We start from the raw sequence: 22,458 nt of genomic DNA, 5'->3' as shown, positions 1-22,458 counted from the left end.
ATGGTGTGTCAAAGCCAATAATAATGGGCCTTTTTAGGGAAAAATGGCTTTGCTGGTCAGCTTTTGATTCAATCTTGGTGCGTTTTACATTACAATTGTGGCGATTTAAATTTCAAGTCTATATAGATATTTATTAGAGGACGTATCTGTGAGCAAAGACACTATCATCGCCTTACACGCAGAACATCAAGGTCGTTGGAAAAACCGTGAAGAAATCGCGGAACGTATGATTGCGTTAATTGGCCAACTTTACCGCGAAAAAAATATTGTTGTATCTGTTTACGGTCGCTCTTTGATCAACCGTTCTGTTATTCAAATTTTAAAAACTCACCGTCGTACCCGTGTATTGGATGTTGAACTGTCAGTTGTACATACTTTCCCAATTCTTGAAGCATTGATGAAAGTTGAAGATATGGGTACTGCAGAAGTAGATATCGGTAAACTTGCAGTTGAATACAAACAGCAAGGTGGTGATATCGATGCATTTGTTGCAGCGGCAGTTGCTGGTCTTAAAGGCAATGCAACCGTTGAAACAGCTAAAGATGTTGTACTTTACGGTTTCGGTCGTATCGGTCGTATCTTAGCGCGTTTGGTGATTAGCCAATCTGGTTTGGGCCGTGGCTTAAACTTAAAAGCAATTGTTGTACGTAAATCTTCTGATGGTGATTTAGCTAAACGTGCATCATTGTTACGTCGTGATTCGATTCATGGTACTTTTGCCGGTACAATTTCTGTTGATGAAGAAAACGAAGCAATTATTGCAAATGGTAACTTCATCAAAGTGATCTATGCGTCTAATCCAAGCGAAGTTGACTATACTGCTTATGGTATTGAAAACGCGTTGGTAATTGATAATACGGGTAAATGGCGTGATGCTGAAGGTTTAAGCCAACACTTAAACTGTCCAGGCGTTGCTCGTGTGGTATTGACTGCACCTGGTAAAGGTGACATGAAGAACGTTGTATTTGGTGTGAACCAAGCTGACATTCTTGATGAAGATAAAATCATCTCTGCTGCAAGTTGTACGACAAACGCGATTACACCTGTATTGAAAGTACTTCATGACAAATACACAGTGATCAATGGTCATGTTGAAACAGTACACTCATTCACAAACGACCAAAACTTGATTGATAACTATCATAAAGCTGACCGTCGTGGCCGTGCTGCAACATTGAACATGGTCATCACTGAAACTGGTGCAGCGAAAGCAGTTGCGAAAGCATTGCCAGCTCTACAAGGTAAATTGACAGGTAACTCTGTACGTGTACCTACACCAAACGTTTCATTGGCTATTCTTAACTTAACACTTGAGAAAGAAGCTGATCGTGAAGAAGTGAATGAATATATTCGTCAAATCTCGATCAACTCTAGCCTTCAAGGTCAAATTGGTTATACCAACTCTACAGAAGTTGTATCAAGTGACTTTATTGGTTCGCGTACTGCGGGTGTGTTTGATGCGCAAGCGACAATTGCATCGGGTACACGTTTGACTGCTTATGTTTGGTATGACAACGAAGTAGGTTATAGCTGCCAAGTATTACGTATCGCTGAGCAAATGTGTGGTGTTAACTACGCAAAAGTTCCTGCAGAAAAAAATGCTTAATTGCTGATTTTTCAGTAGAAAGAAAAGGGCTTCATTGAAGCTCTTTTTTTTCGTTTAAAAAAATTGTACCCTGAAAGGAGTTCATCTCGAACGGATCATCAAAACAGCTTTATTCATATTACAAATCAGTCATTCGGTTAAATAGAAAAAATTTCAATAAAAGCAAAATAGTTTAGAAAATGTATAAATAATAACGTGATATTTTAGGTCGTTTAAAAGTAGGCTATATTTTATAACAAATTGAAATATATTAATTTTTATTTGCTTTCTATGTTCTTGACGAATATCCATTGACCATTACAACGGCTTTGCCGAAAAATGTGCAAATCAAATCACAAAAAAAACCGTTACACTCAAGAAAATAGGTAAGCGTTTTAAGGATAGAGCGTTGAAAATTAAAAAACTAATAATGACATTGGGTTTTCTCATCGTTGCTGCCATCTGTGGTGTCTTGATTGCAATTTGGGTATTTAAACATTTTAATATTTATATTCCGCTTGAAAATCAGGCGGTAAATATTGAATTGCAAGAGGCATTAAAAGCCAAAGTAACCATTCATGATGCTTTAGATGTGGACGTTACTGGAAATGTAAAAGCAGTTATTCCGATTAACGAGCAATTAATTATCCCTGTCAATCAAACACTTATGCCGCACGTTTATTTTGATAATATGGTGCCGATTAAAACTACAATCCCTGTAAAAGAAGTATTAAAAGTGGAGCAGGATATGCCGATTGATACCAAAGTGACTGTGAATGTTTTTGGTAAAGATCTGAGCTTTCCTTTAAAAGGCGTGATTCCAATTAAAATGGATGTACCTATTGAACTACAAGTTCCTTTAGATCAAGCAGTGCATTTAAAATTCGACAGTAAAGTTCGTACAGACTTAAAAGAAAGTTTGCGTGTACCACTAGTTACCACTTTGGATACTCAAATTCCAATTAGTGGGCGTTTAAATGTTCCTGTAAAAACACCTTTGGATGCGACAGTTGATGTGCAAAACGTTTTACCTGTGAAGATTCAACAAGGTAATCTTAAAATCCCATTGAATAGTGTTCAGTTATCACGTAGTGAAGCAAGTGCGCCTGCGAGTACACCCGCTGCTCTTGCTACCCCTTAGGAGGATTGCAGATGAAAATTTCTCGCTCAATCATTCCTTGGGTGGTTTATTTTGTCTTATTGGTGATGTTGATTGCGGTACTGTTTTGGTTTTATTTAAATATACAAGCCTCGATGTATGTCAGCGCGCAAAAAGCAAAAATACAATTATCAGATCGCTTTGAAACGAAAATTCATGTGGGAAATTATTTAGAGACTAAAGCCAAAGGTAAACTCAACACAGAGATTAATATGGATCAGCGGATGAATTTACCTTTGAAAGGTAAATATCCTGCTAACCTTAAATTTGTGGTAGAAACACCCGTTAAAGTGAATATTGATTATCAAACTTCAGTGAAAATAAATGCCATACTGCCTTTAGATGCAACGACTGATTTGGTCTATCAGAAAAAATATTTACCACGTTTTCCTTTACGTGTGGATATTCCGATTCAGCTTGATGTGCCGTTTCATTTAAAACGTAGTTATGTGGTGCCGATTAAAATCATGTTTGATGGTAAAACATATTTTGTTTTTGATGAGGTGCTAAATGTTCCAGTCAAACACGTGTTAACACCGACCATGAGTATTGATGATCCAATGACCATGAAGAGGCTCGCTGACTTTCGTGCAACCATGCAAAATGCAGAACGTGAATCTACTGCAAATCTAGAAATGAATATGCAGTTACCACTTAAAAATGTTCATCCCTAAAATCTTGATCTCAATGAAAACTGCACTTTGTCGAATAAATAAGAATTGTTTATTTAATCGGCAGAGTGCTATGATCTAAAACTGAAACTATCGACAGGTAAGTTTATCGCTTATCGTAAGTTAATTGCATGTGGAGCAATGATGAGTCTCTATGCCAGTAGTACGATCATCGGTCAGGTTTTATCGAATAACTGTCCTTCAAGAGAAATACTCGAACACCTTACCAATAAATGGTCTGTCCTTATATTACGATGCCTGAGTGAAGGGGTACATCGGTTTAATACGTTGTATAAACGGATTGAGGGGATTAGTGAAAAAATGCTGGCACAAACTTTAAAAATCCTTGAACGTGATGGTTTTGTGCTAAGAACAGTTTATCCCGAGGTTCCACCGCGAGTGGAATACCAATTGAGTATTATTGGGGCTCAAGCTGCAGAAAAAATAAATACATTGATTGTTTGGATTGAGCGTAATTTACCAGAGTTAATTGCACAGCAAAATCACTCAACACCATCAAATTAAGTCAGTTTAAAGCGTGATTTTAATCTTAAATCAATCGAAGAGCGAAAAAACATAATATAACCCATAATATTGTTCGAGATATTTTGCAAAATATGGCAAAATATGCGGTTTCAAAGATTTTAGAGGATTGGCAGCATGCGCTTTGTTGATGAGGCAGTCATTACTGTAGAGGCTGGCGACGGTGGCAATGGCGTAGCCAGTTTTCGCCGTGAGAAATTTGTCCCTTTTGGTGGTCCAGATGGTGGCGATGGTGGTCGTGGCGGTAGTGTATTTGTCGAAGCAGATGAAAACACAGGTACCCTAGTTGACTATCGTTATACCCGTCGCTTTCGCGCAGAACGTGGTAAAAATGGTTCTGGCGCAAACTGTGCAGGGCGCGGTGGTGAGTCTGTTGTACTCAAAGTACCTGTAGGTACAACCATTGTAGATACTGACTCAGGTGATATTATTGGTGACTTAGTTGCTCATGGCCAAAAGGTTATGGTTGCAACAGGTGGTGATGGTGGTTTAGGTAATACTCACTTCAAATCATCGACTAACCGTGCACCACGTAAGTGTACTCACGGGATTAAAGGTGAAAATCGTGAGATTCGTCTAGAACTTAAAGTTTTAGCCGATGTTGGTTTACTTGGTATGCCAAACGCTGGTAAGTCGACTTTTATTCGTGCAGTTTCAGCAGCGAAACCAAAGGTTGCAGATTATCCGTTTACCACAATGGTTCCTAACCTCGGTGTGGTTGATGCTGATAGTCATCGTTCATTTGTGATGGCGGATATTCCTGGACTGATTGAAGGTGCAGCAGAAGGTGCAGGTTTAGGTATTCGTTTCTTAAAACATTTGGCACGTACTCGTATTTTATTGCACATTGTTGATGTTGAGCCAATTGATGGTTCAGACCCAGCCTACAATGCCAAAGCAATTATGCAAGAATTGCAAAAATTCTCGCCAACTTTAGCAAAATTACCTGTTGTTCTCGTTCTTAATAAACTTGATCAATTAAGTGAAGATACGCGTGAAGAGTGGTGTCAGCACATTCTTGAAGAACTTGAATGGACTGGACCTGTATTTAAAACTTCAGGTTTACTTGAACAGGGGACTAAACCTGTTGTGTATTATCTGATGGATCAAATTGAGCAACAGCGTGAACGTGAGCTTGAAGATCCTGAATATGCTGCACAAATTAGAGAATTCCGTGAGCAGCTTGAAGCTGAAACACGTGAACAGACCATCGCTGCAAAAGAAGCTTATCGTGCTATGCGCCGTGCACAACGTGATGGTGAAATGGATGACGATGAAGACTTCGATGATGAAGACGATGGCGATATGGAAGTATTCTACGTACGTTAATTTCGATGCGTAACGTGAATGAGAACTGAGGAAAATCATGATAGAAGTGGTAGATGGACAACGTCAACTTAAGGCGTGCAAACGAATCGTTGTCAAAATCGGATCTTCTCTACTTACAGCAAATGGCGCGGGTTTAGATATCGAGGCGATTTCCCATTGGGCAAAACAAATCGTTGATCTACACGAAGCTGGCCATGAGATGATTTTAGTATCATCTGGTGCTGTAGCAGAGGGGATGGTGCGGATGAAGTTGCCGAGTCGACCCACTGATTTACCCAGTTTACAAGCCTGTGCAGCCATTGGTCAGATGGGCTTGATCCAAACTTGGTCGAGTGTTTTAGAGCGCCATCAGGTTGGAACTGCACAGGTGTTGTTAACACATGATGACCTGAGTGATCGTCGCCGTTATCTTAACTCTTGTGATGCGATGCAACAGTTACTCGATTGGCGGGTAATCCCTGTTATTAATGAAAACGATACGGTATCAACCGATGAAATTCGTTTTGGTGATAACGACACACTCGCTGCGATGGTTGCCGGTCAAGTGCATGCTGACTTGTTGATTATATTAACTGATCAACAGGGCATGTTTGACTCTGATCCACGCAGTAATCCCAATGCAGTTTTGCTGTCTACAGTGCGTGCACTTGATGATGGCCTGTTTGAGATGGCTGGTGGTAGTGGTGCTTTGGGAAGTGGGGGGATGCAAACCAAAGTTCGCGCTGCACGTTTAGCAGCTAAATCTGGTTGCCCAACCTTGATTGCCAGTGGTGAAAGTGATGGTGTTTTGTCTCGCCTTATGGCTGGAGAAATGCTTGGAACTTTATTTGTCACTGATAATGATCGGATTACAGCGCATCAACAATGGTTAGCTGCACATCTACAAACTGCTGGTCGTCTAGTGATTGATGATGGTGCAGTTCAAGCCATTAAAACTCAACATCGCAGTTTATTACCAGTAGGGGTAAAAGCGATCGAGGGTTATTTTGAACGTGGTGATGTGGTTGAATGTGTTGATCCACAAGGTAAACGTATTGCAGTAGGTCGAGTTAACTTTAGTTCTCGCTCAGCTGAATTGGTTAAAGGTTTATCTTCAGATAAAGTTTATCAAGTGCTTGGCGAATCACGTTCGTTAGAAATGATTCATCGAAATCATATGGCGATTTATTAGTATTTCTGCCTTAAAGTAAAAAAGACAAAGAGCCTCATAAGAAATTATGAGGTTTTTTTATACTTGTAAAATGATTCGGAAAGATACATGCTGTAGTTCGCTGTAACGTCACTTAATTGAAAAATGTAATTGCATCATAGATAACATGGAGTGTTTTTTGATGTCGATTAAACACTATTTAGAGCAAGGTATAGAAAACAGCCTCTTTCAAAAACAGATGAGTTTTGAAAATGATTGGGGGCTCATTCAAAACTGGTCAGATCAAGTTTATTTACCGTTTCAAGTCCGCCCTACAGGTGAGATTCATGATCCCACGGCATATATGTCGCGTATTAATATCGGGCAATTTATCCTGACACGGTTTACTTATGGTATTCCTGTAGAGATTTATAATTTTTCAGAAAATTGCTCTCGGGTTTTATTACTGACCACGATTCATGGTCATGCCCGGCATGCAATCGATAAGTCGCGTAGTGTTGTTACGAGTTTAAATCAATCGTATTTGATGGATTCAAGTTATCCTGATGATTATGCATTTTTATGTAGTGAAGATAATATTCAACTCAATTTGAGTATTCCTAAAAAAACACTGCAAGAGTTAACTATTGCAAATTTTGGCCATGATGCGCCTTTAAGTTTATGGCAAGCTCGAAGTTATTTTGATGGCAGTAATGCCTGTTGGATGGCATTACTGCATTATGTATATCAAACGATAAAAGAAATACCCGCACAGGCTTTAGAGCGTAAAGCCGGTCAGCATCTTGAGCAGATGATCGGCTTACATATCATTAATGCATGGGCTAGGCACGAGAAAATAGACCTCAGTCAACCCATCGATATCGCGCCTTATTATATTAAGCGTGCGATGGAGTATATCCATGCCAATTATCAATATAGTCCAACCATTGTTGAAATTGCCCAAGCTGTAGGAGTCAGTATTCGAACCTTGTCTGCGACTTTTAAACGACACCAGCAGATGACAGTAGGGCAGATGCTTAGAAAAGTTCGGTTAGAGCAAGTTCGAGAACGTTTATTGACTGCAGATGCGGCGAGTAATGTGATGGATATTGCCCATGCTTGTGGTTATATCAATTTGGGTGATTTTGCTCGACAGTACAAACAAAAATATGGCGAGTTACCTTCAACCACAATCAAGAGAAATTAAGTGTTAAAAAATCATCAATAGATGAAGCGGTTGAACTACTTAAGATATTAAAAAAGTGGCATTTTAGCCACTTTTTCTTTGTCTATCTTCTGGATGCATGTTGAAGAGATTGAAAAATGCGTTGTGAAAATGTTCGGTTATTTCTTTAATGCCGAATATTGACATTGTTTGCCTTTTTTCGGTAACCAATGTGATTTTGCTGTGTTTAAAATCAAAGTCGTAGTGAGAGAGAAGGTCAGAAGCACTGTCATGGAAATGAATAGGTGCGAGGTTAAAAGTCCTTTCTGCTACAGACTTTAAAATATAAGCAAATGGAATATGCACAATGAAAGTAAAAGCCGCTGTTGTAAATGGTGTTAACCAACCCTACACCTTTGAAACTCTAAATCTTGCAGAATTAAAAGATGATGAGGTCCGTGTAAAAATTGTTGCGACAGGTATTTGTCATTCAGATGACGCCTTGCGTTTAGGCCATGCTGCATATGAGTTTCCTGGTGTTCTAGGGCATGAAGGTGCGGGTATTGTCGAAAAAGTGGGTTCAGGTGTAAGTAATATTCAAGAAGGCGATCATGTGGTATTGGCTTATGCCTATTGCAGTCATTGCAACCACTGTTTAGAAGGAATACCTGCTGCATGTACTGATTGGCTTTCTCTAAACTGGGGTGCTGTTCATACCGACGGCACACCATTTTTTACTCGTGATGACGGGACAGTAGTACGAAACTTTTTCCACCAATCATCATTTGCAACTCATATCAATGTAAAAGCGACAAATATCACTAAGGTTGAAAAAGATGTCGATCTACGTTTGGCTGCCCCTTTGGCTTGTGGTCTGATGACGGGTGTAGGTACGGTAGTAAATGGTTTAGAAGCTAAACCTGGATCGAGTATTGTGATTTTTGGTACAGGTGCAGTTGGCTTGGCTGCGATGATGGCTGCAAAAATTAGTGGATGTAGCACGATTATTGCGGTGGATATTCATGATGCACGTCTGCAATTGGCCGAAGAGTTAGGTGCGACTCATGTTATTAATAGCCGCTCTACAGATGTACTGGAGAAAATTCGTGAAATCACCAATCAAGTTGGAGTGAATTATTCGGTAGATACCACAGGTGTTGAATCGGTGATGAAACTGTCCTTAGATGTATTGGCGATTCGTGGTGTTGCTGCGCCTATTGCTGTGACGAATCAAAATATAACGATTAACACGCTGACTGATTTGGCACTTGCAAGTAAAAAAATGATTGGTGTGCTTATGGGGGCGACTGTGCCTCAGCTCAGTATTCCTAAGATGATTGAATACTTTAAAAATGGTGTATTCCCATTTGATCGTTTAATCCAGTTATATGATTTCGATGATATTAATCAGGCTTCTGCGGATTCTTTGTCAGGTAAAACGATTAAACCTGTTTTGGTCGTGGATAAGAGTTATACGGTTTAGTTTAATTTACAGGATGTAAGCACAATGAAATTTACAGATAATCAAACGATAAAATCTATTTTTGATCAGCAAAAGGCTTTCTTTGCCAGTGGTGCAACAAAAGACTTGGCTTTTAAAAAACAACAGCTGCAAAAACTTAAAGATGCAGTCCTTTCTTTTAAAGAGAAAATCTATGTTGCTCTTGAACAAGATTTAGGTAAAACCAAAGAATTTGTCGATTTAGCTGAAATCGGTGAAGTGGTGACAGAGGTCGATTTTGCTTTGGCAAACTTAGATCAATGGGTACAGCCAGAAAAAGTGCCAACCTATGCATTACTTGAACCTGCTGAGTGTTTTGTAGAGCATGAAGCTTATGGTGTGACCTACATCGTTTGCCCATTTAACTATCCTGTAAACTTAGCCTTTGCACCTTTGGTTGCTGCGATTTGTGCAGGCAATACTGCGATTATTAAACCCTCAGAAAATACACCTGCGACTTCAGTGCTCATTGAACAGATCGTTCAAGCGACATTTGCACCAGAGCATGTGGCAGTTGTACAAGGTGCGCGTGAAGAAAATGAGTATTTATTGTCTTTGAACTTTGATTTAATTTTCTTTACAGGTAGTCCAACTGTAGGAAAGCTGGTAATGCAGGCTGCTGCTAAAAATTTGACACCATGCATTTTAGAATTGGGTGGAAAAAGTCCACTGATCGTTATGCCTGATGCAGATTTAGATCATACTGTTGCACAGCTAGTTTTTGGTAAATGTGCAAATAGTGGTCAAACTTGTGTTGCACCAGATTATGTCATGGTTCATGAGAGTGTGAAGCAAGATTTGCTGGACAAATTACTGGCAAAATTAAAAGCTGATTTTCCACATGTCAATTCAAACGGCAAGATCATTAGTTCTTCACAGATCCATCGTTTAGCTGAAATGGTTGCCAAGAGTCGTGGAGAGGTTGCTTTTGGTGGTGAATATGATGCTGAACAACGTTACTTCCAAGCAACTGTGGTTGATCATGTCGATTGGGATGATGCCTTAATGCAGCAGGAATTGTTTGGACCGATTTTACCTGTACTCACGTTTACTGATATTAATAAAGCGATTGAGGAGATTAATTTTAATCATCCTAAACCTTTGGCTGCTTATGTGTTCAGTAAAAATAAAGACGAAGGGCGTAAGATACTATCAAAAATTCCAGCAGGGGATGTGATCGTTAATGGCGTGATGTTACAAGCATTTTCACCATACCTGCCATTCGGTGGTAGTGGTATTTCAGGTATAGGGGATTACCATGGTTATTATGGTTATCTCGCATTTACTTATAAGAAATCCGTAGTGGTATATGCTTAACAGTAATTTGTTATGGTTTAAGCAGCCTTAGCTAAATAAACTAAAATATAGAGGTGCATAAGCTAAGTTATGCGCCTCTTTTTAGATGAACAGATAAAATAGGGAGTTGTTTGTTTACACCAACCATGTGTGGAAAATCTGCCAGTTTTAACATGTCCATATCTTCGTTACTGTTTCCGTAAGCATAGATATACTGATAATCTTTGAGTTGATAATGCTGTTGTATACGGAGTGATTTCTGTATTTCACTACAGTCAGGTGTAATATATTTTCCAGTTAATATGCGGTCAATTTTTTCAGTTTGAGTACAAATTAAGTCAATCTCGAGTAATTGGCAGACAGCCTCTAAATAAATGTCTACAGAAGCAGAAACTAAAACCACATCATCACCTTGTTGTTGATGTTGTAAGAGCTGCTGGTACAATTCAGGATTTAACCCAGTGATTAACTGTTTCGCATAGTCTTGAATAATGGGTTGTAACTCATCAAGATTTGTTTGGCTAAAGATTGCAGAAAACAATTTAGGGCGCATTGATCGAGCAGGGTAAAGTTTTAAATAATAGGCCTGAATCCACGGGAGTATTTTCAAGCCATTTTTAAGAATATGCCGTTTACTGCATGTATAAAATATAAAGCGAGTGAAGCTATCACCTGAGTATAACGTGCCATCAAAATCAAATAGGGCTAAATTTTTATATGTTTTGCGCGTTGCATACATGTTTCAAATCGTCCATTCACTCGGCTCGCATACCAGTTGGTGTTGTAATCGCGGCTCAATTTTGGTCCTGAAATCACCACCTCAGGCATGATGGCATAAATTGGATCTTTACCCGTTTTTTCTTGATAGAGCTTAGAAATCGCAATATATGTTTGGGTTTTCTCAAAGTCCGCACTTTTTTCATCTTTTAAATCATTACGTAATTGTCGCGGTGTAATGAGTACTTTGTTGGTAATAAATAATGTGTTGATTGCTTTTTCAGATAGGGTGTTGGTCACCAAAGGGTTTCCATTTTTATCATAAGAAAGTAAATCACCATCTAAGCTCAGGTCGATTTCGGTGAGTTTTTCCACCATTTTTTGTACAGCAGCATTACGGCTAGAGTACATCCCTGAGTTATAGTCTGCAAAACGATAAATTGCTTTGTCATATGCAGCAGGATAGAGCATTAAACGGTGTATCCCATAATATAAACCCCCATACTGTGTGTACAGATCATCGCGTAATTCATTGTTATTTACAGAGTTACGCTTATGTTCTTTCGCATAATTAATATGTACTTGCATGGAGCCCAAAGTGGTAATGGGATTCATTTTCTCAGCGATATCTTGACCGACCAATTTAGCGGCCCCAGTTAATGCGCTCACATGATAATGTTGAGACATGTAGTCAAAAATTTCTCGATACAACACATCAAGTTGTTGTTCATTTTTGACTTTACTCATTTGTTTAAGATAATTGTCTTCAACAGAAGGTTGGGTACGTAGCACATCATTAAAGTAATTTGCTAGGGGACCACCGAGTGTTACACCTAATTTATCTTCAAATTTCTCTTGGAAACGAGTACTGACTTCTTTGACCGCTTTTTGCCCCAAACCCGCAACATTCGGGTTAGCAACAAAATTTGATTCCTGATCAACCACGGCAACAATACTGCAAATATTTTCTTTGCTATTGGGGATTTTTAAAGTCTCAGTAATGCTGGCAATATCCTCAGCCCATGACGCTCGATCATTTACTCGCGCTGGGATTAATTTTTTAATTTGTTCTTGATTCAGAGATTTGGCTTCGTCTTCGGACCACCATCCACCCTTGCCGCATGCAGACAAAGTGATTGAGAGAGTGAGGATTGATGTCAATTGAATGACGCTAGAAAGAGAGTGAGGTTTTTTCATATGAACGAAGAGCGCTCAAAAATAAGGAAAATTAACCAGTTTAGTATACGCAATATTCGGCGAATTGTTAGGATTTTAATGTGTTTTCTAGTGAGTAATACAACAAATAATGAAAAGATTATGGGGAAGATTCGTCAATTGTTTGATTGCTAATATTGATGAGTTATTGCAGACTCAAGGCAAAAGTCGTCATTCCCAGTTTAGAGTTTATTATGCGTGATCCATTCATTGATCAAAGTAAGGGCATATTAATTTTCCTTGTGGTCTTTGGGCATTTTCTTGAACGTCTAATCGGTTGGGGAACTGAAGAAAGTCGTACCTTATTAAGCAGTATCTATGCGATCCACATGCCTGCATTTATTTTTATTTCTGGTATGTTATTTAAAAATAAAAATATTTTAGAGAAAGTTAGTTACTTTTTATCATTACTTATACCTTTTCAATTGTTTTATCTATTGTTGAATTATGTTTTGACTGGTCATTGGAGCAGTACGTGGTGGTATCAGCCTTATTGGATATTATGGTATTTACTTGGCATGATTTTTTGGGCGTTATTATTACCCCTTGTATTGAAAAGTAGATATCCTTTATTTATTGCAGTATCTGCAGCCATGCTCATCGGTTTTTCTCCTATCAATAACTATATATTGTCCATAGGGCGAGTTTTTACATTTTTCCCTTTCTTTGTACTTGGACATTTATATGGGCAAACTTGGTTTCAATGGTTAAAACAATATCCTAAAACTCGGCTATTGGGTTTAGTTACACTTATTGCTATTGCTTTAGTCTTCTATGCTGTACCCATTTCATCTGGATGGTTATATGGTAGCTACAGCTACAGCCAATTAAACCAGCATGGATTAATGGCGCTGGGTACTCGATTAATATTAATGGTCATATCCGTAGTGGGGTGTGTGGCTTTATTTGCGCTTACACCACGCTTTAAATTCAGTCCTCTCGTTCAGCTGGGGCAAAATACCTTGGCAGTTTATTTATTACATGGATTTGTGGTGATACTGATCGCTCAATTGATCAAACTCACTGGCACGATTGAGTTCAATTTGTTGCTATGTTTACTGTTGAGTGTCGTGACTTGTTTTGTGCTTCAACAAAACTTATTGAGTCGTATGATTGAAAAATTATCACAGCTATTACGTTTGCAGAAATCAGGTTAAGTTGAGTGGAAAAGCAGCAATTTCACGCTGTGCGCTTTCATGAATCTTTCATATTTGCACAGTATTATCCACAATCATTTACTTAGGTTTAGATCAAAATGCTTAATTTAAAAACAGTTTCAATCGTTGTATTGGCAGCAGCAACTTTAGCTTTTGTTGGTTGTTCTAAAAAGAAAGATGAAGCACCAGCAGCGACAGCTTCTGAAGTACCAGCAGAAGTAAGCAGTGCAGCACCAGTTGAACCTGTAGCGCCTGAAGCAGTACCTTCAACAGAAGCAAGTGTAGTAACACCTGAGGCACCTGCTACAGAAGAAAAAGCTGACAATGGTGCGATTGCTGCACTCGATAAACCAGCGACCTAATAAAAAGACTCTTGATCAAAGCCTGCACCTGCAGGCTTTTTTTGAATGTAATGGAAATTTTTAGGGAAAATCCCTAAACTAGCTGCTGTAATTTTTTCCCCGCAACGAGGTTTTCAGTGAGTCAGCATCAGGTTATTCAAGATTTGTTTGATCGTCCTATAGATCGAAAAATCTGGGTCGCCCCTATGGCCGGAGTGACGGATCGTCCATTTCGAACGCTGTGTAAGTACTTTGGTGCAGGGCATGCGGTCAGTGAAATGATGACGGCAGATAAGACTTTACGTATGAGTAAAAAAAGTCTGTATCGAGCAAATTTTGATGGTGAAATTGCCCCAATTTCAGCCCAGATTGCGGGTGCTGATCCTATAGATTTAGCAGAAGCCGCACGTTATCAGGTCGCCAATGGCGCACAAATTGTTGATATCAATATGGGATGCCCTGCAAAGAAGGTATGTTCCAAATTGGCTGGTTCTGCCTTATTGCAAGATGAAGACTTGGTTGCACGTATTCTTGATCAAGTTGTGGCAGCAGTTGATGTGCCAGTCACACTAAAAACACGTTTGGGGTATTTAAATGGTCAAGAAAATATCTTAAGAGTAGCAAAGCGTGCAGAACAGGCAGGTATTGCTGCTTTAGCTTTGCATGGACGAACTCGTGAAGATATGTATCTTAATACAGCGCGATATGAATTGATTAAACAGGTCAAAGCGTCGATTAATATTCCTGTGATTGCCAATGGTGATATTGATAGCCCTGAAAAAGCGCAGGCAGTTTTGAGCGAAACTGGTGCAGATGCTTTGATGATTGGTCGTGCAGCTCAAGGTCGCCCTTGGATTTTTCGTGAGATCGCACACTTTTTAAAAACGGGCACACATTTGGCTGCTCCAGAGATCATAGAAGTCAAACAAGTCTTGCTTGGGCATTTGGCTGAGCTCTATCAGTTTTATGGTGAATATTCTGGATGTCGTATTGCACGTAAACACATTGCTTGGTACACCAAAGGCTTACGTGGTAGTAATGAATTTAGGCAACAGATGTATCAAGTTGAAAGTACTGTAGCGCAAGCCCAAGTCGTTGAGCAGTATTTTGATCGTCTTTTGGGACAAGGGCAGATTATGAGTGATGTACAAGCAGAACAAGTCAATTTGTTAGAGGTTTAAGCTAAAGCTTGTTTGCTTTATAACGCCTGAATTAGTCAATAACAGCAGTCTTAAGTTTAGCGCGCTGTGTTGCTTTCCAATCAAAAGGCAGCAATTGCTCTAGGCTAAGAATTTGACCATCGCTAATCTCTATTTCAGCGTTGAGATTGTCACTGCTGAGTTGACTGAGCAATTCGCGGCAACGTCCGCAGGGTGGAATCGCTTGACCGAAGCGGTTGACAGCGACACAAGCCCTAATTTGATACTCTCCGTTTTTCAACATTTCAGCGACTGCTGCATGCTCTGCACAGAAACCCAATGAACATGCGGTATCAAGACAGATACCTGTATAAACTGTACCTGATTGGCTCAAAATTGCCGCAGCAACACTACCAAATGCGACATTACGATTAAGTTCTGTTGGCGCGAGTACAGCTTTAGCCGCAGAACGGAGCTGAGAAAAGTCAACTTGGTTCAGATGAGTCATTTATAAATCCTATCAAGAAAATGTTGATTATATTTTTGAGCTGCTGAGTGAAGTACAGTTAAGTTTTGGGGCAAGTCGCCAAAGCTAATATGCCATAAATAAGCGAATTAACACAAATACCGCAGTAGAAAACTAGAATCCACATCGAAAGAATGAAAAAGTAGCATTTGGATGCACCATTTTGGGACTCGTTCGTATAGTTTTAAATCAATTCGAAATAACAGTGTGTGAAGATGGTGCAATTGTATTGGCACACAGTATAATGGGCCTCGATAGAGCAGTTATTACTGTATGATCTACTAGGAAATTCAGCAGCTTAACTTTTTTTGAAAGTTGGTACGGGATTTGCATTGATATGATCAATAACTCACACGCACTTGATAAGTGCAACAAAATTTCATTGGAGCAAAATGAGCATGGCGAATAAAGTCCTTCAACTCATACAAGAAAGTGGCGCAAGATGGGTCGATTTTCGCTTTACTGACACTAAAGGGAAAGAACAACACGTTACTTATCCTGCTGACTCAATCGACGAAGATACATTTGAAGACGGTAAAATGTTCGATGGTTCTTCGATTGCTGGTTGGAAAGGCATTGAAGCATCAGACATGATTTTACGTCCGGATGCTGAATCTTGTTTCCTCGACCCGTTCTTTGCAGAGCCGACAATTGTCGTGACTTGCGATGTTATTGAGCCATCTACAGGCCAAGGTTATGAGCGTGACCCACGTTCGATTGCTCGTCGTGCTGAAGAGTATTTGAAATCTACAGGAATCGGTGATACTGCATTCTTTGGTCCAGAACCAGAATTCTTTGTGTTTGACGAAGTGAAATGGGACATCGATATGTCTGGCGCTCGTCACACTTTGATCGCAGAAGAAGCTGCTTGGTCTACAGGTAAAGACTACGAAGCAGGTAACTCTGGTCACCGTCCTCGTGTTAAAGGCGGTTACTTCCCAGTACCACCAGTTGATTCTTCACAAGATATGCGTGCTGAAATGTGTGCAAAAATCGAAGAAATCATGGGCCCAGGTCGTGTAGAAGTACATCACCATGAAGTCGCATCTTGCCAATTAGAAATTGGTGTGAGCTTCAACACTCTAGTACGTAAAGCTGATGAAGTTCAACAGTTCAAATATGCAGTTTGGAACGTTGCTCATCAATATGCAAAAACAGCAACATTTATGCCTAAACCAATGGTTGGCGATAATGGTTCTGGTATGCATGTACATATGTCTATTTCTAAAGATGGCAAAAACTTATTTGCTGGCGATGAATACGCAGGTCTTTCTGAAATGGCGCTGTATTTCATTGGCGGTGTGATCAAACATGCACGTGCATTGAATGCGATTACAAACCCATCTACAAACTCATATAAACGTTTAGTGCCTCATTTTGAAGCACCGATTATGTTGGCGTATTCAGCGCGTAACCGTTCTGCTTCGATTCGTATTCCTTACGTTTCTAGCCCGAAAGGTAAACGTATTGAAGCACGTTTCCCTGATCCAATGGCGAACCCATACTTGGCGTTTTCTGCATTGTTGATGGCAGGTCTTGATGGTATTCAAAACAAAATCCATCCTGGTGATGCAGCAGACAAGAACCTTTATGACCTTCCTCCTGAAGAAGAAGCGAAGATTCCTACAGTTGCTCATAGCCTAGATATGGCACTTGAAGCATTGAAAGAAGATCATGAATTCTTGCTTAAAGGTGATGTATTCACAAAAGATATGCTTGATGCATACATCGAATTAAAAACTGAAGAAGTTCGTCGTTTAAATACAACAACTCACCCAGTAGAATTTGATATGTATTACAGCCTGTAATTCATCGATATTACAGTTGATTAAACCCCGGTTCATCCGGGGTTTTCTTTATTGAACATTACAGCGTAAAATAGCGCGCTCTATTGTTTGTTTTGGGATAAGTTATCTGTGCATAGTCATTTAAATGTCGATCAATTGGTCATGGTCCGTGACCGTCATCGTTTAAATCGACTTAGAAAAGGTAAACAGGCCAATCCCGAACAACATCAAGCTTTATTTGAAAAGTCTAATCGTCAAGTTCGTGAACGACTGTCACGTCTACCTCAGATTAAACTCAATCAAGATTTGCCTGTTACTCAACATGTAGACAAGCTGATTGAGGCTATACAAAAACACCAGATAATAATTGTGGCGGGGGAAACGGGTTCAGGTAAAACCACTCAACTCCCACAAATTGCCATGTTAGCAGGACGTGGTTTAACTGGGATGATTGGTCATACTCAGCCACGCCGTCTAGCTGCACGAAGTGTTTCACAGCGTATCGCGGAAGAGGTGGGAGAGAAGCTAGGTGAATCTATTGGCTTTAAAATCCGCTTTACTGAGCAAGGTTCACAAGACTCTATTGTCCGTTTAATGACTGATGGGATCTTACTGGCAGAGTTAACCAATGATCGTTATTTAAATAAATACGATACGATTATTATTGATGAAGCGCATGAGCGTTCATTAAATATTGACTTTATCATGGGCTATATTAAGCAGCTCGTTGCTAAGCGCCCAGATTTAAAAGTTATTATTACTTCTGCAACCTTGGATGTGAATCGTTTTAGCGCATACTTTAATCAAGCACCTATTTTTGAAATAGAAGGCCGTAGTTATCCAGTCGATGTACTCTATCGTCCAATTTCGGAGATGAGTATAGGCGGCAGTGATGACGATGACTTCGATGATTTTGAAGAAAACTTACCACGTGCCGTTGTTCAAGCTGTTGAAGAGTGTTTTAAAGATGCTGAAAAGAAAGGGCATCCTGAACATGCTGACATCTTAATTTTCTCAAGCACTGAACAAGAAATTCGAGAACTCCAAGAAACACTCGAAAAGTATGGGCCACGTCATACCCAGATTTTGCCACTTTATGCACGATTGGCTTTGGCCGAGCAACAAAAGATTTTTAATCCAAGCGGTGGTGGTCGACGTATCATTATTGCCACCAACGTAGCTGAAACAGCGCTGACTGTACCGAATATTCGTTACGTGATAGATAGTGGTTTTGCTCGAATTTCTCGCTATAACTATCGTTCACGTGTACAACGGTTACCGATTGAAGCAATCTCTCAAGCTGCGGCAAATCAGCGTAAAGGACGTTGTGGTCGTATTGCGCCTGGGGTGTGTATACGTCTATATAGTGAAGAAGATTTTCAGAGTCGTCCTGAGTTTACTGAGCCAGAAATTAAGCGGACTAACTTAGCTTCTGTAATTTTGCAGATGCAACATCTGGGTTTGGGAAGCGTAGAATCATTTGACTTTATTGAGCCACCAGATCATAGGTTGGTCAATGATGGTCGTAAGTTACTGATTGAGCTTGGTGCATATCAAGAGAAAAAAGATCAGCTCACTAAGATTGGCGACATGATGGCACGTATGCCAATTGACCCACGTTTAGCACGTATGATTTTGGCAGGTTCGCATTTTGGTGTACTCAAAGAGGTGTTGATCATTGTGGCAGCGCTGGCTGTACAAGATCCACGTGAACGTCCAGCGGATAAGCAAACCCAAGCCGATCAGAAGCATGCTTTGTTTAAACAAGCTGATTCAGATTTCCTGTTCTATACGACGCTTTGGGATACCTTACAAAATAATCGTGAGATATTAACGGAAAATAAACGTCGTCAATTTGCTCGTCAGCATTTTTTGAGTTGGCTACGTTTACGTGAATGGCGCAAGACCCATGAGCAACTGCAGGATATGGCTGATAGTCTAAAGCTTTCGACCAATGATAAACCTGCGAGTTATGAGAACTTACATCGAGCTTTATTGACTGGGTTATTATCGTTTATAGCCAATAAGACAGATGAAAAGAATGTCTATCAGGCAGTGCGTCAACAAAAGGCACGTATTTTTCCTGCCTCTGCATTACATAAAACTCAAACCTCATGGGTTATGGCCTTTGAAATGGTTGAAACTTCACAGGTGTATTTACGTACATTGGCCAAGATTGAACCTGAGTGGATTTTGCTCGCAGCGCCTGATTTATTAAAGCATCATTATTTTGAACCACATTGGTCGAAGAAAAACGGTGTGGTCAATGCCTATGATCAAATCTCATTATTTGGTTTGATCATTGAACCTAAACGCTTATGTAATTATGAAAAAGTTGACCAACCTGCCTCGCATGAGATCTTTTTAAGAGATGGTCTAACCACGGGTCATTTGGGGGTTACACCGCCATTTTTAAAACATAACTTACTTAAACTTGAAGAAGTTGAAAGAGTTGAAGATAAGTTACGCCGCCGTGATCTGGTGGTGGATGAAGAAACGATTTATCAGTTTTATCAAAGTAAAGTGCCTACTGATATCGCAAGTAGACGTAGTTTTGAAGACTGGCGAGCAACTATTGAGTCAACTGAACCGCGCTTTTTATTTATTGATGATGAAAGTATTTGGTTAAATGATCGACCAACCACAGAACTCTTCCCAGATTACTTACGCAATGGTCAATTGCGTCTAGCTGCAAGTTATCGTTTTGATCCAAGTCATGCTGAAGATGGCGCAACGGTCAAGATTCCATTGGCTGCATTGGCACAAGTCGACGAAGGGATTTGGTCATGGGGAATTCCGGGTTGGCGCCAAGAGTTGATAGAAGCTTTACTTAAAACATTAAGTAAAGAGCAACGTCGTCAACTGGTACCGATTCCAGATACTGCTGCAAAATTGCTGCGCGCTATAGATGCTAAAGATCTAAATGCACATTTGTTTGATTATTTGGCATTTCAGTTACGCGGTGAGCAAATTAAGTCGCAAGATTTCTCTTTTGAGCGTGTGCCTGATTATCTCGTCCCTTTTATTAAAGTGATTGATGAAAAGGGCAGAGTGGTTGAAAGTGGGCGTGATTTGGTTGAATTAAAAGCACGCTGTAGAACGGAAACGCATAGTCCTGTACAACAACTTCAAGGCGAGTTTGATCATTTCCCTGAGCAGTTTGTATTTGAGGCATCGAAAAAAGTGACGGGTGTGGTTGTACAACAATACCAAGCTTTGGTGCCTATGACCGCTTTTGAGCAGTTGAGTTTGCAACAGAACAATCAAAAAACCGCAGGCGTAGTGATTCAAACGTTTAATGATCAGGCCGAAGCGATGCGTCAACATCGTGAAGGTGTGATCCGTTTAATTTATATGCAACTTGGTGATTTGATTCGTCAGTTGAAGAAGCAGATTTCTAAAAATATGGCTTTAGCTTATTCACCTTTGGGTGAAAAAGCCAAACTTGAACATATGTTGATTTACGCCACTCTGCAAATGTCGATTGATCATTTGCCTGTAAACAAAATGGATTTTGATAAGCAATTGGCTCAGGTCAAAAAAGATTTTCTGAGTCATGGGCAAGTTGCTTTACGCACCATGTCTGAAATTTACATTCAGTGGCAAGAGATTCGGCATAAGCTGTTGTTAGTTGATCAAAATATTTTTGGAAAAAGTGTGGATGATATTGAGGATCAGCTGGATTTGATGCGCTTATCTGATTTTGTCTATAGTAAGCCTGTTGAAATTTGGCAAGAGTTTCCACGTTATTTAAAAGCATTATTGATACGTTTAGAACGCTTGCCAAACAACTTAAACCGTGACTTAGATGCGATTATAAGCGTTGATACATGGATGGATAAGTTGTTTAAGCATAAAGACGATTTACGTCTAAACACATTATATTGTATGGTTGAAGAATACAGAATTTCGTTATTTTCTCAACCGATGAAAACCAAGACTCCAATTTCAGCGACGCGTCTGCAAAAAGTTTGGAATGAGTTGGCAATTGGCTAAGTGATTAATTAAATAAACTAAGATAAGGAACAATACATGAGCATACGTATTACGGGTACAGGTTTATATCACCCTGAGCATGTGATCAGCAATGAAGAGTTGGTGCAAAGTTTAAATGCTTATGTAGAACAATATAATCTAGAGCATGCAGCACAAATCGAAGCGGGTGAGCTTGAAGCATTGCGTGGTTCTAGTGCTGAGTTTATTGAAAAGGCTTCAGGGGTGAAGCGTCGCTATGTCGTTGAAAAAACAGGTGTACTCGATCCAACTCGTTTACGTCCGTATTTACAAGAGCGTGAGGATGATGAACTTTCGCTACAGGCAGAGTGGGGCGTTTATGCTGCTAAACAAGCAATGGAAAATGCTGGTGTCAGTGCAGAAGATATTGATGTCGTGATTTTGGCATGTTCAAACATGCAGCGAGCTTATCCAGCGGTTGCTGTTGAGATTCAAACAGCACTTGGGATTCAAGGCTATGCTTATGATATGAATGTGGCTTGTTCTGCAGCTACTTTTGGCCTAAAACAAGCTTATGATGCAATTCAATCTGGTGCGCGCCGTGTGTTGTTGGTCAACGTGGAAATCACGTCAGGTCATACCAACTATCGTTCACGTGATTGCCACTTTATTTTTGGTGACGTTGCAACAGCATCTATTATTGAAGAGACTGAGTCTAAAACAGGTTTTGAGATTTTAGATACGCATTTGTTTACTCAATTTTCTAACAATATTCGTAATAACTTTGGTTTCTTAAACCGCAGTGAAGATGCAGTTAAAGACGATAAACAATTCCGTCAAGATGGTCGTAAAGTCTTTAAAGAAGTTTGTCCGTTAGTGGCAAAAATTATTACTCAGCAATTACAAAAAAATCAGATTGCTCCAGAACAGGTTAAACGTTTTTGGTTGCATCAGGCCAATGCTTCAATGAATGAACTTATTTTGAAGTTAGTTGTTGGTAAGCAAAAAGCAGAAACAGATCCGCAGTTGGTGCCAATCATCTTAGATGAGTTCGCCAATACCTCTTCAGCTGGTGTAATCATTGCTTTGCATCGTAGCCAACATGAAGTTGCTGATGGTGAATATGGTGTACTTTGTTCATTTGGCGCTGGCTATTCAGTGGGTGCGATTTTGGTGCAAAAACGTGTAGCTTAAGTCAAACGTTGAAATTACGTGAGGGAAGCCAAGTGGCTTCCCTTTTTTAT

The 22,458-nt window shown here is 39.8% G+C and carries 18 protein-coding genes; 15 read left to right on the top strand and 3 right to left on the bottom strand.

Features of this window, described 5'->3' with window-relative positions; all coding sequences use genetic code 11:
• Positions 1-148: 148 nt before the first annotated feature.
• The 9 genes from Aru01_RS12620 (at position 149) to mdlD (ending at position 10,399) form a co-directional block, all read left to right on the top strand.
• Positions 149-1,606, top strand: a complete 1,458-nt coding sequence (locus Aru01_RS12620) for a glyceraldehyde-3-phosphate dehydrogenase (protein WP_016655467.1) — start codon at positions 149-151, stop codon at positions 1,604-1,606.
• Positions 1,607-2,015: 409 nt separating this feature from the next.
• Positions 2,016-2,726, top strand: coding sequence for a hypothetical protein (locus Aru01_RS12615; RefSeq protein WP_016655468.1), 711 nt, complete (start codon positions 2,016-2,018; stop codon positions 2,724-2,726).
• 11 nt (positions 2,727-2,737) lie between these two features.
• Positions 2,738-3,418, top strand: coding sequence for a hypothetical protein (locus tag Aru01_RS12610; protein ID WP_016655469.1), 681 nt, complete (start codon positions 2,738-2,740; stop codon positions 3,416-3,418).
• A gap of 141 nt (positions 3,419-3,559) precedes the next feature.
• Positions 3,560-3,940: a winged helix-turn-helix transcriptional regulator gene (locus Aru01_RS12605; RefSeq protein ID WP_016655470.1), complete on the top strand. Its 381-nt coding sequence runs from the start codon at positions 3,560-3,562 to the stop codon at positions 3,938-3,940.
• Positions 3,941-4,075: 135 nt separating this feature from the next.
• Positions 4,076-5,287 carry an Obg family GTPase CgtA gene (cgtA, locus tag Aru01_RS12600; RefSeq protein WP_016655471.1) on the top strand — a complete coding sequence of 404 codons (1,212 nt, stop codon included), beginning with the start codon at positions 4,076-4,078 and terminating at the stop codon, positions 5,285-5,287.
• 37 nt (positions 5,288-5,324) lie between these two features.
• Complete coding sequence (gene proB / locus Aru01_RS12595; protein WP_016655472.1) at positions 5,325-6,458, top strand: glutamate 5-kinase; 1,134 nt, start codon at positions 5,325-5,327, stop codon at positions 6,456-6,458.
• A gap of 160 nt (positions 6,459-6,618) precedes the next feature.
• The gene (locus Aru01_RS12590; protein ID WP_016655473.1) at positions 6,619-7,623 is read left to right on the top strand and encodes an AraC family transcriptional regulator; all 1,005 of its coding nucleotides are present in this window, start codon (positions 6,619-6,621) and stop codon (positions 7,621-7,623) included.
• Positions 7,624-7,948: 325 nt separating this feature from the next.
• Positions 7,949-9,064, top strand: a complete 1,116-nt coding sequence (locus tag Aru01_RS12585; RefSeq protein WP_016655474.1) for an NAD(P)-dependent alcohol dehydrogenase — start codon at positions 7,949-7,951, stop codon at positions 9,062-9,064.
• Between the two features lie 24 nt (positions 9,065-9,088).
• Complete coding sequence (mdlD, locus tag Aru01_RS12580; protein WP_016655475.1) at positions 9,089-10,399, top strand: NAD(P)-dependent benzaldehyde dehydrogenase MdlD; 1,311 nt, start codon at positions 9,089-9,091, stop codon at positions 10,397-10,399.
• A gap of 67 nt (positions 10,400-10,466) precedes the next feature.
• On the opposite strand, the gene Aru01_RS12575 is transcribed toward mdlD, so the two are convergent.
• Both Aru01_RS12575 and Aru01_RS12570 read right to left on the bottom strand, forming a co-directional pair.
• Positions 10,467-11,117, bottom strand: coding sequence for an HAD-IB family hydrolase (locus Aru01_RS12575; RefSeq protein ID WP_016655476.1), 651 nt, complete (start codon positions 11,115-11,117; stop codon positions 10,467-10,469).
• On the bottom strand, positions 11,084-12,292 hold the full coding sequence (locus Aru01_RS12570; protein ID WP_016655477.1) for a DUF1615 family protein: 1,209 nt from the start codon (positions 12,290-12,292) through the stop codon (positions 11,084-11,086). Before Aru01_RS12570 ends, Aru01_RS12575 begins: the two co-directional genes overlap by 34 nt.
• A gap of 158 nt (positions 12,293-12,450) precedes the next feature.
• Between Aru01_RS12570 and Aru01_RS12565 the strand changes: the two genes are divergently transcribed.
• From Aru01_RS12565 to dusB, 3 genes are all read left to right on the top strand, one after another.
• A complete protein-coding gene (locus Aru01_RS12565) occupies positions 12,451-13,467 on the top strand; it encodes an acyltransferase family protein (RefSeq protein ID WP_228128726.1) in 1,017 nt (338 codons plus the stop codon).
• Positions 13,468-13,565: 98 nt separating this feature from the next.
• Positions 13,566-13,829, top strand: a complete 264-nt coding sequence (locus tag Aru01_RS12560; RefSeq protein ID WP_016655480.1) for a hypothetical protein — start codon at positions 13,566-13,568, stop codon at positions 13,827-13,829.
• A 143-nt stretch (positions 13,830-13,972) separates the two neighbouring features.
• Positions 13,973-14,989 (top strand): tRNA dihydrouridine synthase DusB, encoded by a 1,017-nt coding sequence (dusB, locus tag Aru01_RS12555; RefSeq protein ID WP_255209866.1) that lies wholly within the window; start codon positions 13,973-13,975, stop codon positions 14,987-14,989.
• 31 nt (positions 14,990-15,020) lie between these two features.
• On the opposite strand, the gene Aru01_RS12550 is transcribed toward dusB, so the two are convergent.
• Positions 15,021-15,455, bottom strand: a complete 435-nt coding sequence (locus tag Aru01_RS12550) for a cytidine deaminase family protein (RefSeq protein WP_016655482.1) — start codon at positions 15,453-15,455, stop codon at positions 15,021-15,023.
• 410 nt (positions 15,456-15,865) lie between these two features.
• On the opposite strand from Aru01_RS12550, the gene glnA reads away from it, so the two are divergent.
• The 3 genes from glnA to Aru01_RS12535 all read left to right on the top strand — a co-directional run bounded on the left by glnA (position 15,866) and on the right by Aru01_RS12535 (position 22,408).
• A complete protein-coding gene (gene glnA / locus Aru01_RS12545; RefSeq protein WP_171068159.1) occupies positions 15,866-17,281 on the top strand; it encodes a type I glutamate--ammonia ligase in 1,416 nt (471 codons plus the stop codon).
• A 141-nt stretch (positions 17,282-17,422) separates the two neighbouring features.
• A complete protein-coding gene (hrpA, locus tag Aru01_RS12540) occupies positions 17,423-21,256 on the top strand; it encodes an ATP-dependent RNA helicase HrpA (protein WP_370736889.1) in 3,834 nt (1,277 codons plus the stop codon).
• A gap of 36 nt (positions 21,257-21,292) precedes the next feature.
• Positions 21,293-22,408 carry a beta-ketoacyl-ACP synthase III gene (locus Aru01_RS12535; RefSeq protein WP_016655485.1) on the top strand — a complete coding sequence of 372 codons (1,116 nt, stop codon included), beginning with the start codon at positions 21,293-21,295 and terminating at the stop codon, positions 22,406-22,408.
• The last annotated feature ends 50 nt before the right edge of the window (positions 22,409-22,458 follow it).

This window comes from Acinetobacter rudis (genome assembly GCF_000829675.1).
GTDB lineage: Bacteria > Pseudomonadota > Gammaproteobacteria > Pseudomonadales > Moraxellaceae > Acinetobacter > Acinetobacter rudis.
Note: the sequence above shows the minus strand (reverse complement) of the source record. Positions and strands in the feature narration are given on the sequence as shown.

Excerpts from the sequence above, each read along its gene's own strand:
- Aru01_RS12615 (WP_016655468.1), top strand. The coding sequence starts at position 2,016 with ATGACATTGGGTTTTCTCATCGTTGCTGCCATCTGTGGTGTCTTGATT.
- Aru01_RS12610 (WP_016655469.1), top strand. The coding sequence starts at position 2,738 with ATGAAAATTTCTCGCTCAATCATTCCTTGGGTGGTTTATTTTGTCTTA.
- Aru01_RS12605 (WP_016655470.1), top strand. The coding sequence starts at position 3,560 with ATGAGTCTCTATGCCAGTAGTACGATCATCGGTCAGGTTTTATCGAAT.
- cgtA (WP_016655471.1), top strand. The coding sequence starts at position 4,076 with ATGCGCTTTGTTGATGAGGCAGTCATTACTGTAGAGGCTGGCGACGGT.
- proB (WP_016655472.1), top strand. The coding sequence starts at position 5,325 with ATGATAGAAGTGGTAGATGGACAACGTCAACTTAAGGCGTGCAAACGA.
- Aru01_RS12590 (WP_016655473.1), top strand. The coding sequence starts at position 6,619 with ATGTCGATTAAACACTATTTAGAGCAAGGTATAGAAAACAGCCTCTTT.
- Aru01_RS12585 (WP_016655474.1), top strand. The coding sequence starts at position 7,949 with ATGAAAGTAAAAGCCGCTGTTGTAAATGGTGTTAACCAACCCTACACC.
- mdlD (WP_016655475.1), top strand. The coding sequence starts at position 9,089 with ATGAAATTTACAGATAATCAAACGATAAAATCTATTTTTGATCAGCAA.
- Aru01_RS12575 (WP_016655476.1), bottom strand. The coding sequence starts at position 11,117 with ATGTATGCAACGCGCAAAACATATAAAAATTTAGCCCTATTTGATTTT.
- Aru01_RS12570 (WP_016655477.1), bottom strand. The coding sequence starts at position 12,292 with ATGAAAAAACCTCACTCTCTTTCTAGCGTCATTCAATTGACATCAATC.
- Aru01_RS12565 (WP_228128726.1), top strand. The coding sequence starts at position 12,451 with ATGAGTTATTGCAGACTCAAGGCAAAAGTCGTCATTCCCAGTTTAGAG.
- Aru01_RS12560 (WP_016655480.1), top strand. The coding sequence starts at position 13,566 with ATGCTTAATTTAAAAACAGTTTCAATCGTTGTATTGGCAGCAGCAACT.
- Aru01_RS12550 (WP_016655482.1), bottom strand. The coding sequence starts at position 15,455 with ATGACTCATCTGAACCAAGTTGACTTTTCTCAGCTCCGTTCTGCGGCT.
- glnA (WP_171068159.1), top strand. The coding sequence starts at position 15,866 with ATGAGCATGGCGAATAAAGTCCTTCAACTCATACAAGAAAGTGGCGCA.
- hrpA (WP_370736889.1), top strand. The coding sequence starts at position 17,423 with ATGGTCCGTGACCGTCATCGTTTAAATCGACTTAGAAAAGGTAAACAG.
- Aru01_RS12535 (WP_016655485.1), top strand. The coding sequence starts at position 21,293 with ATGAGCATACGTATTACGGGTACAGGTTTATATCACCCTGAGCATGTG.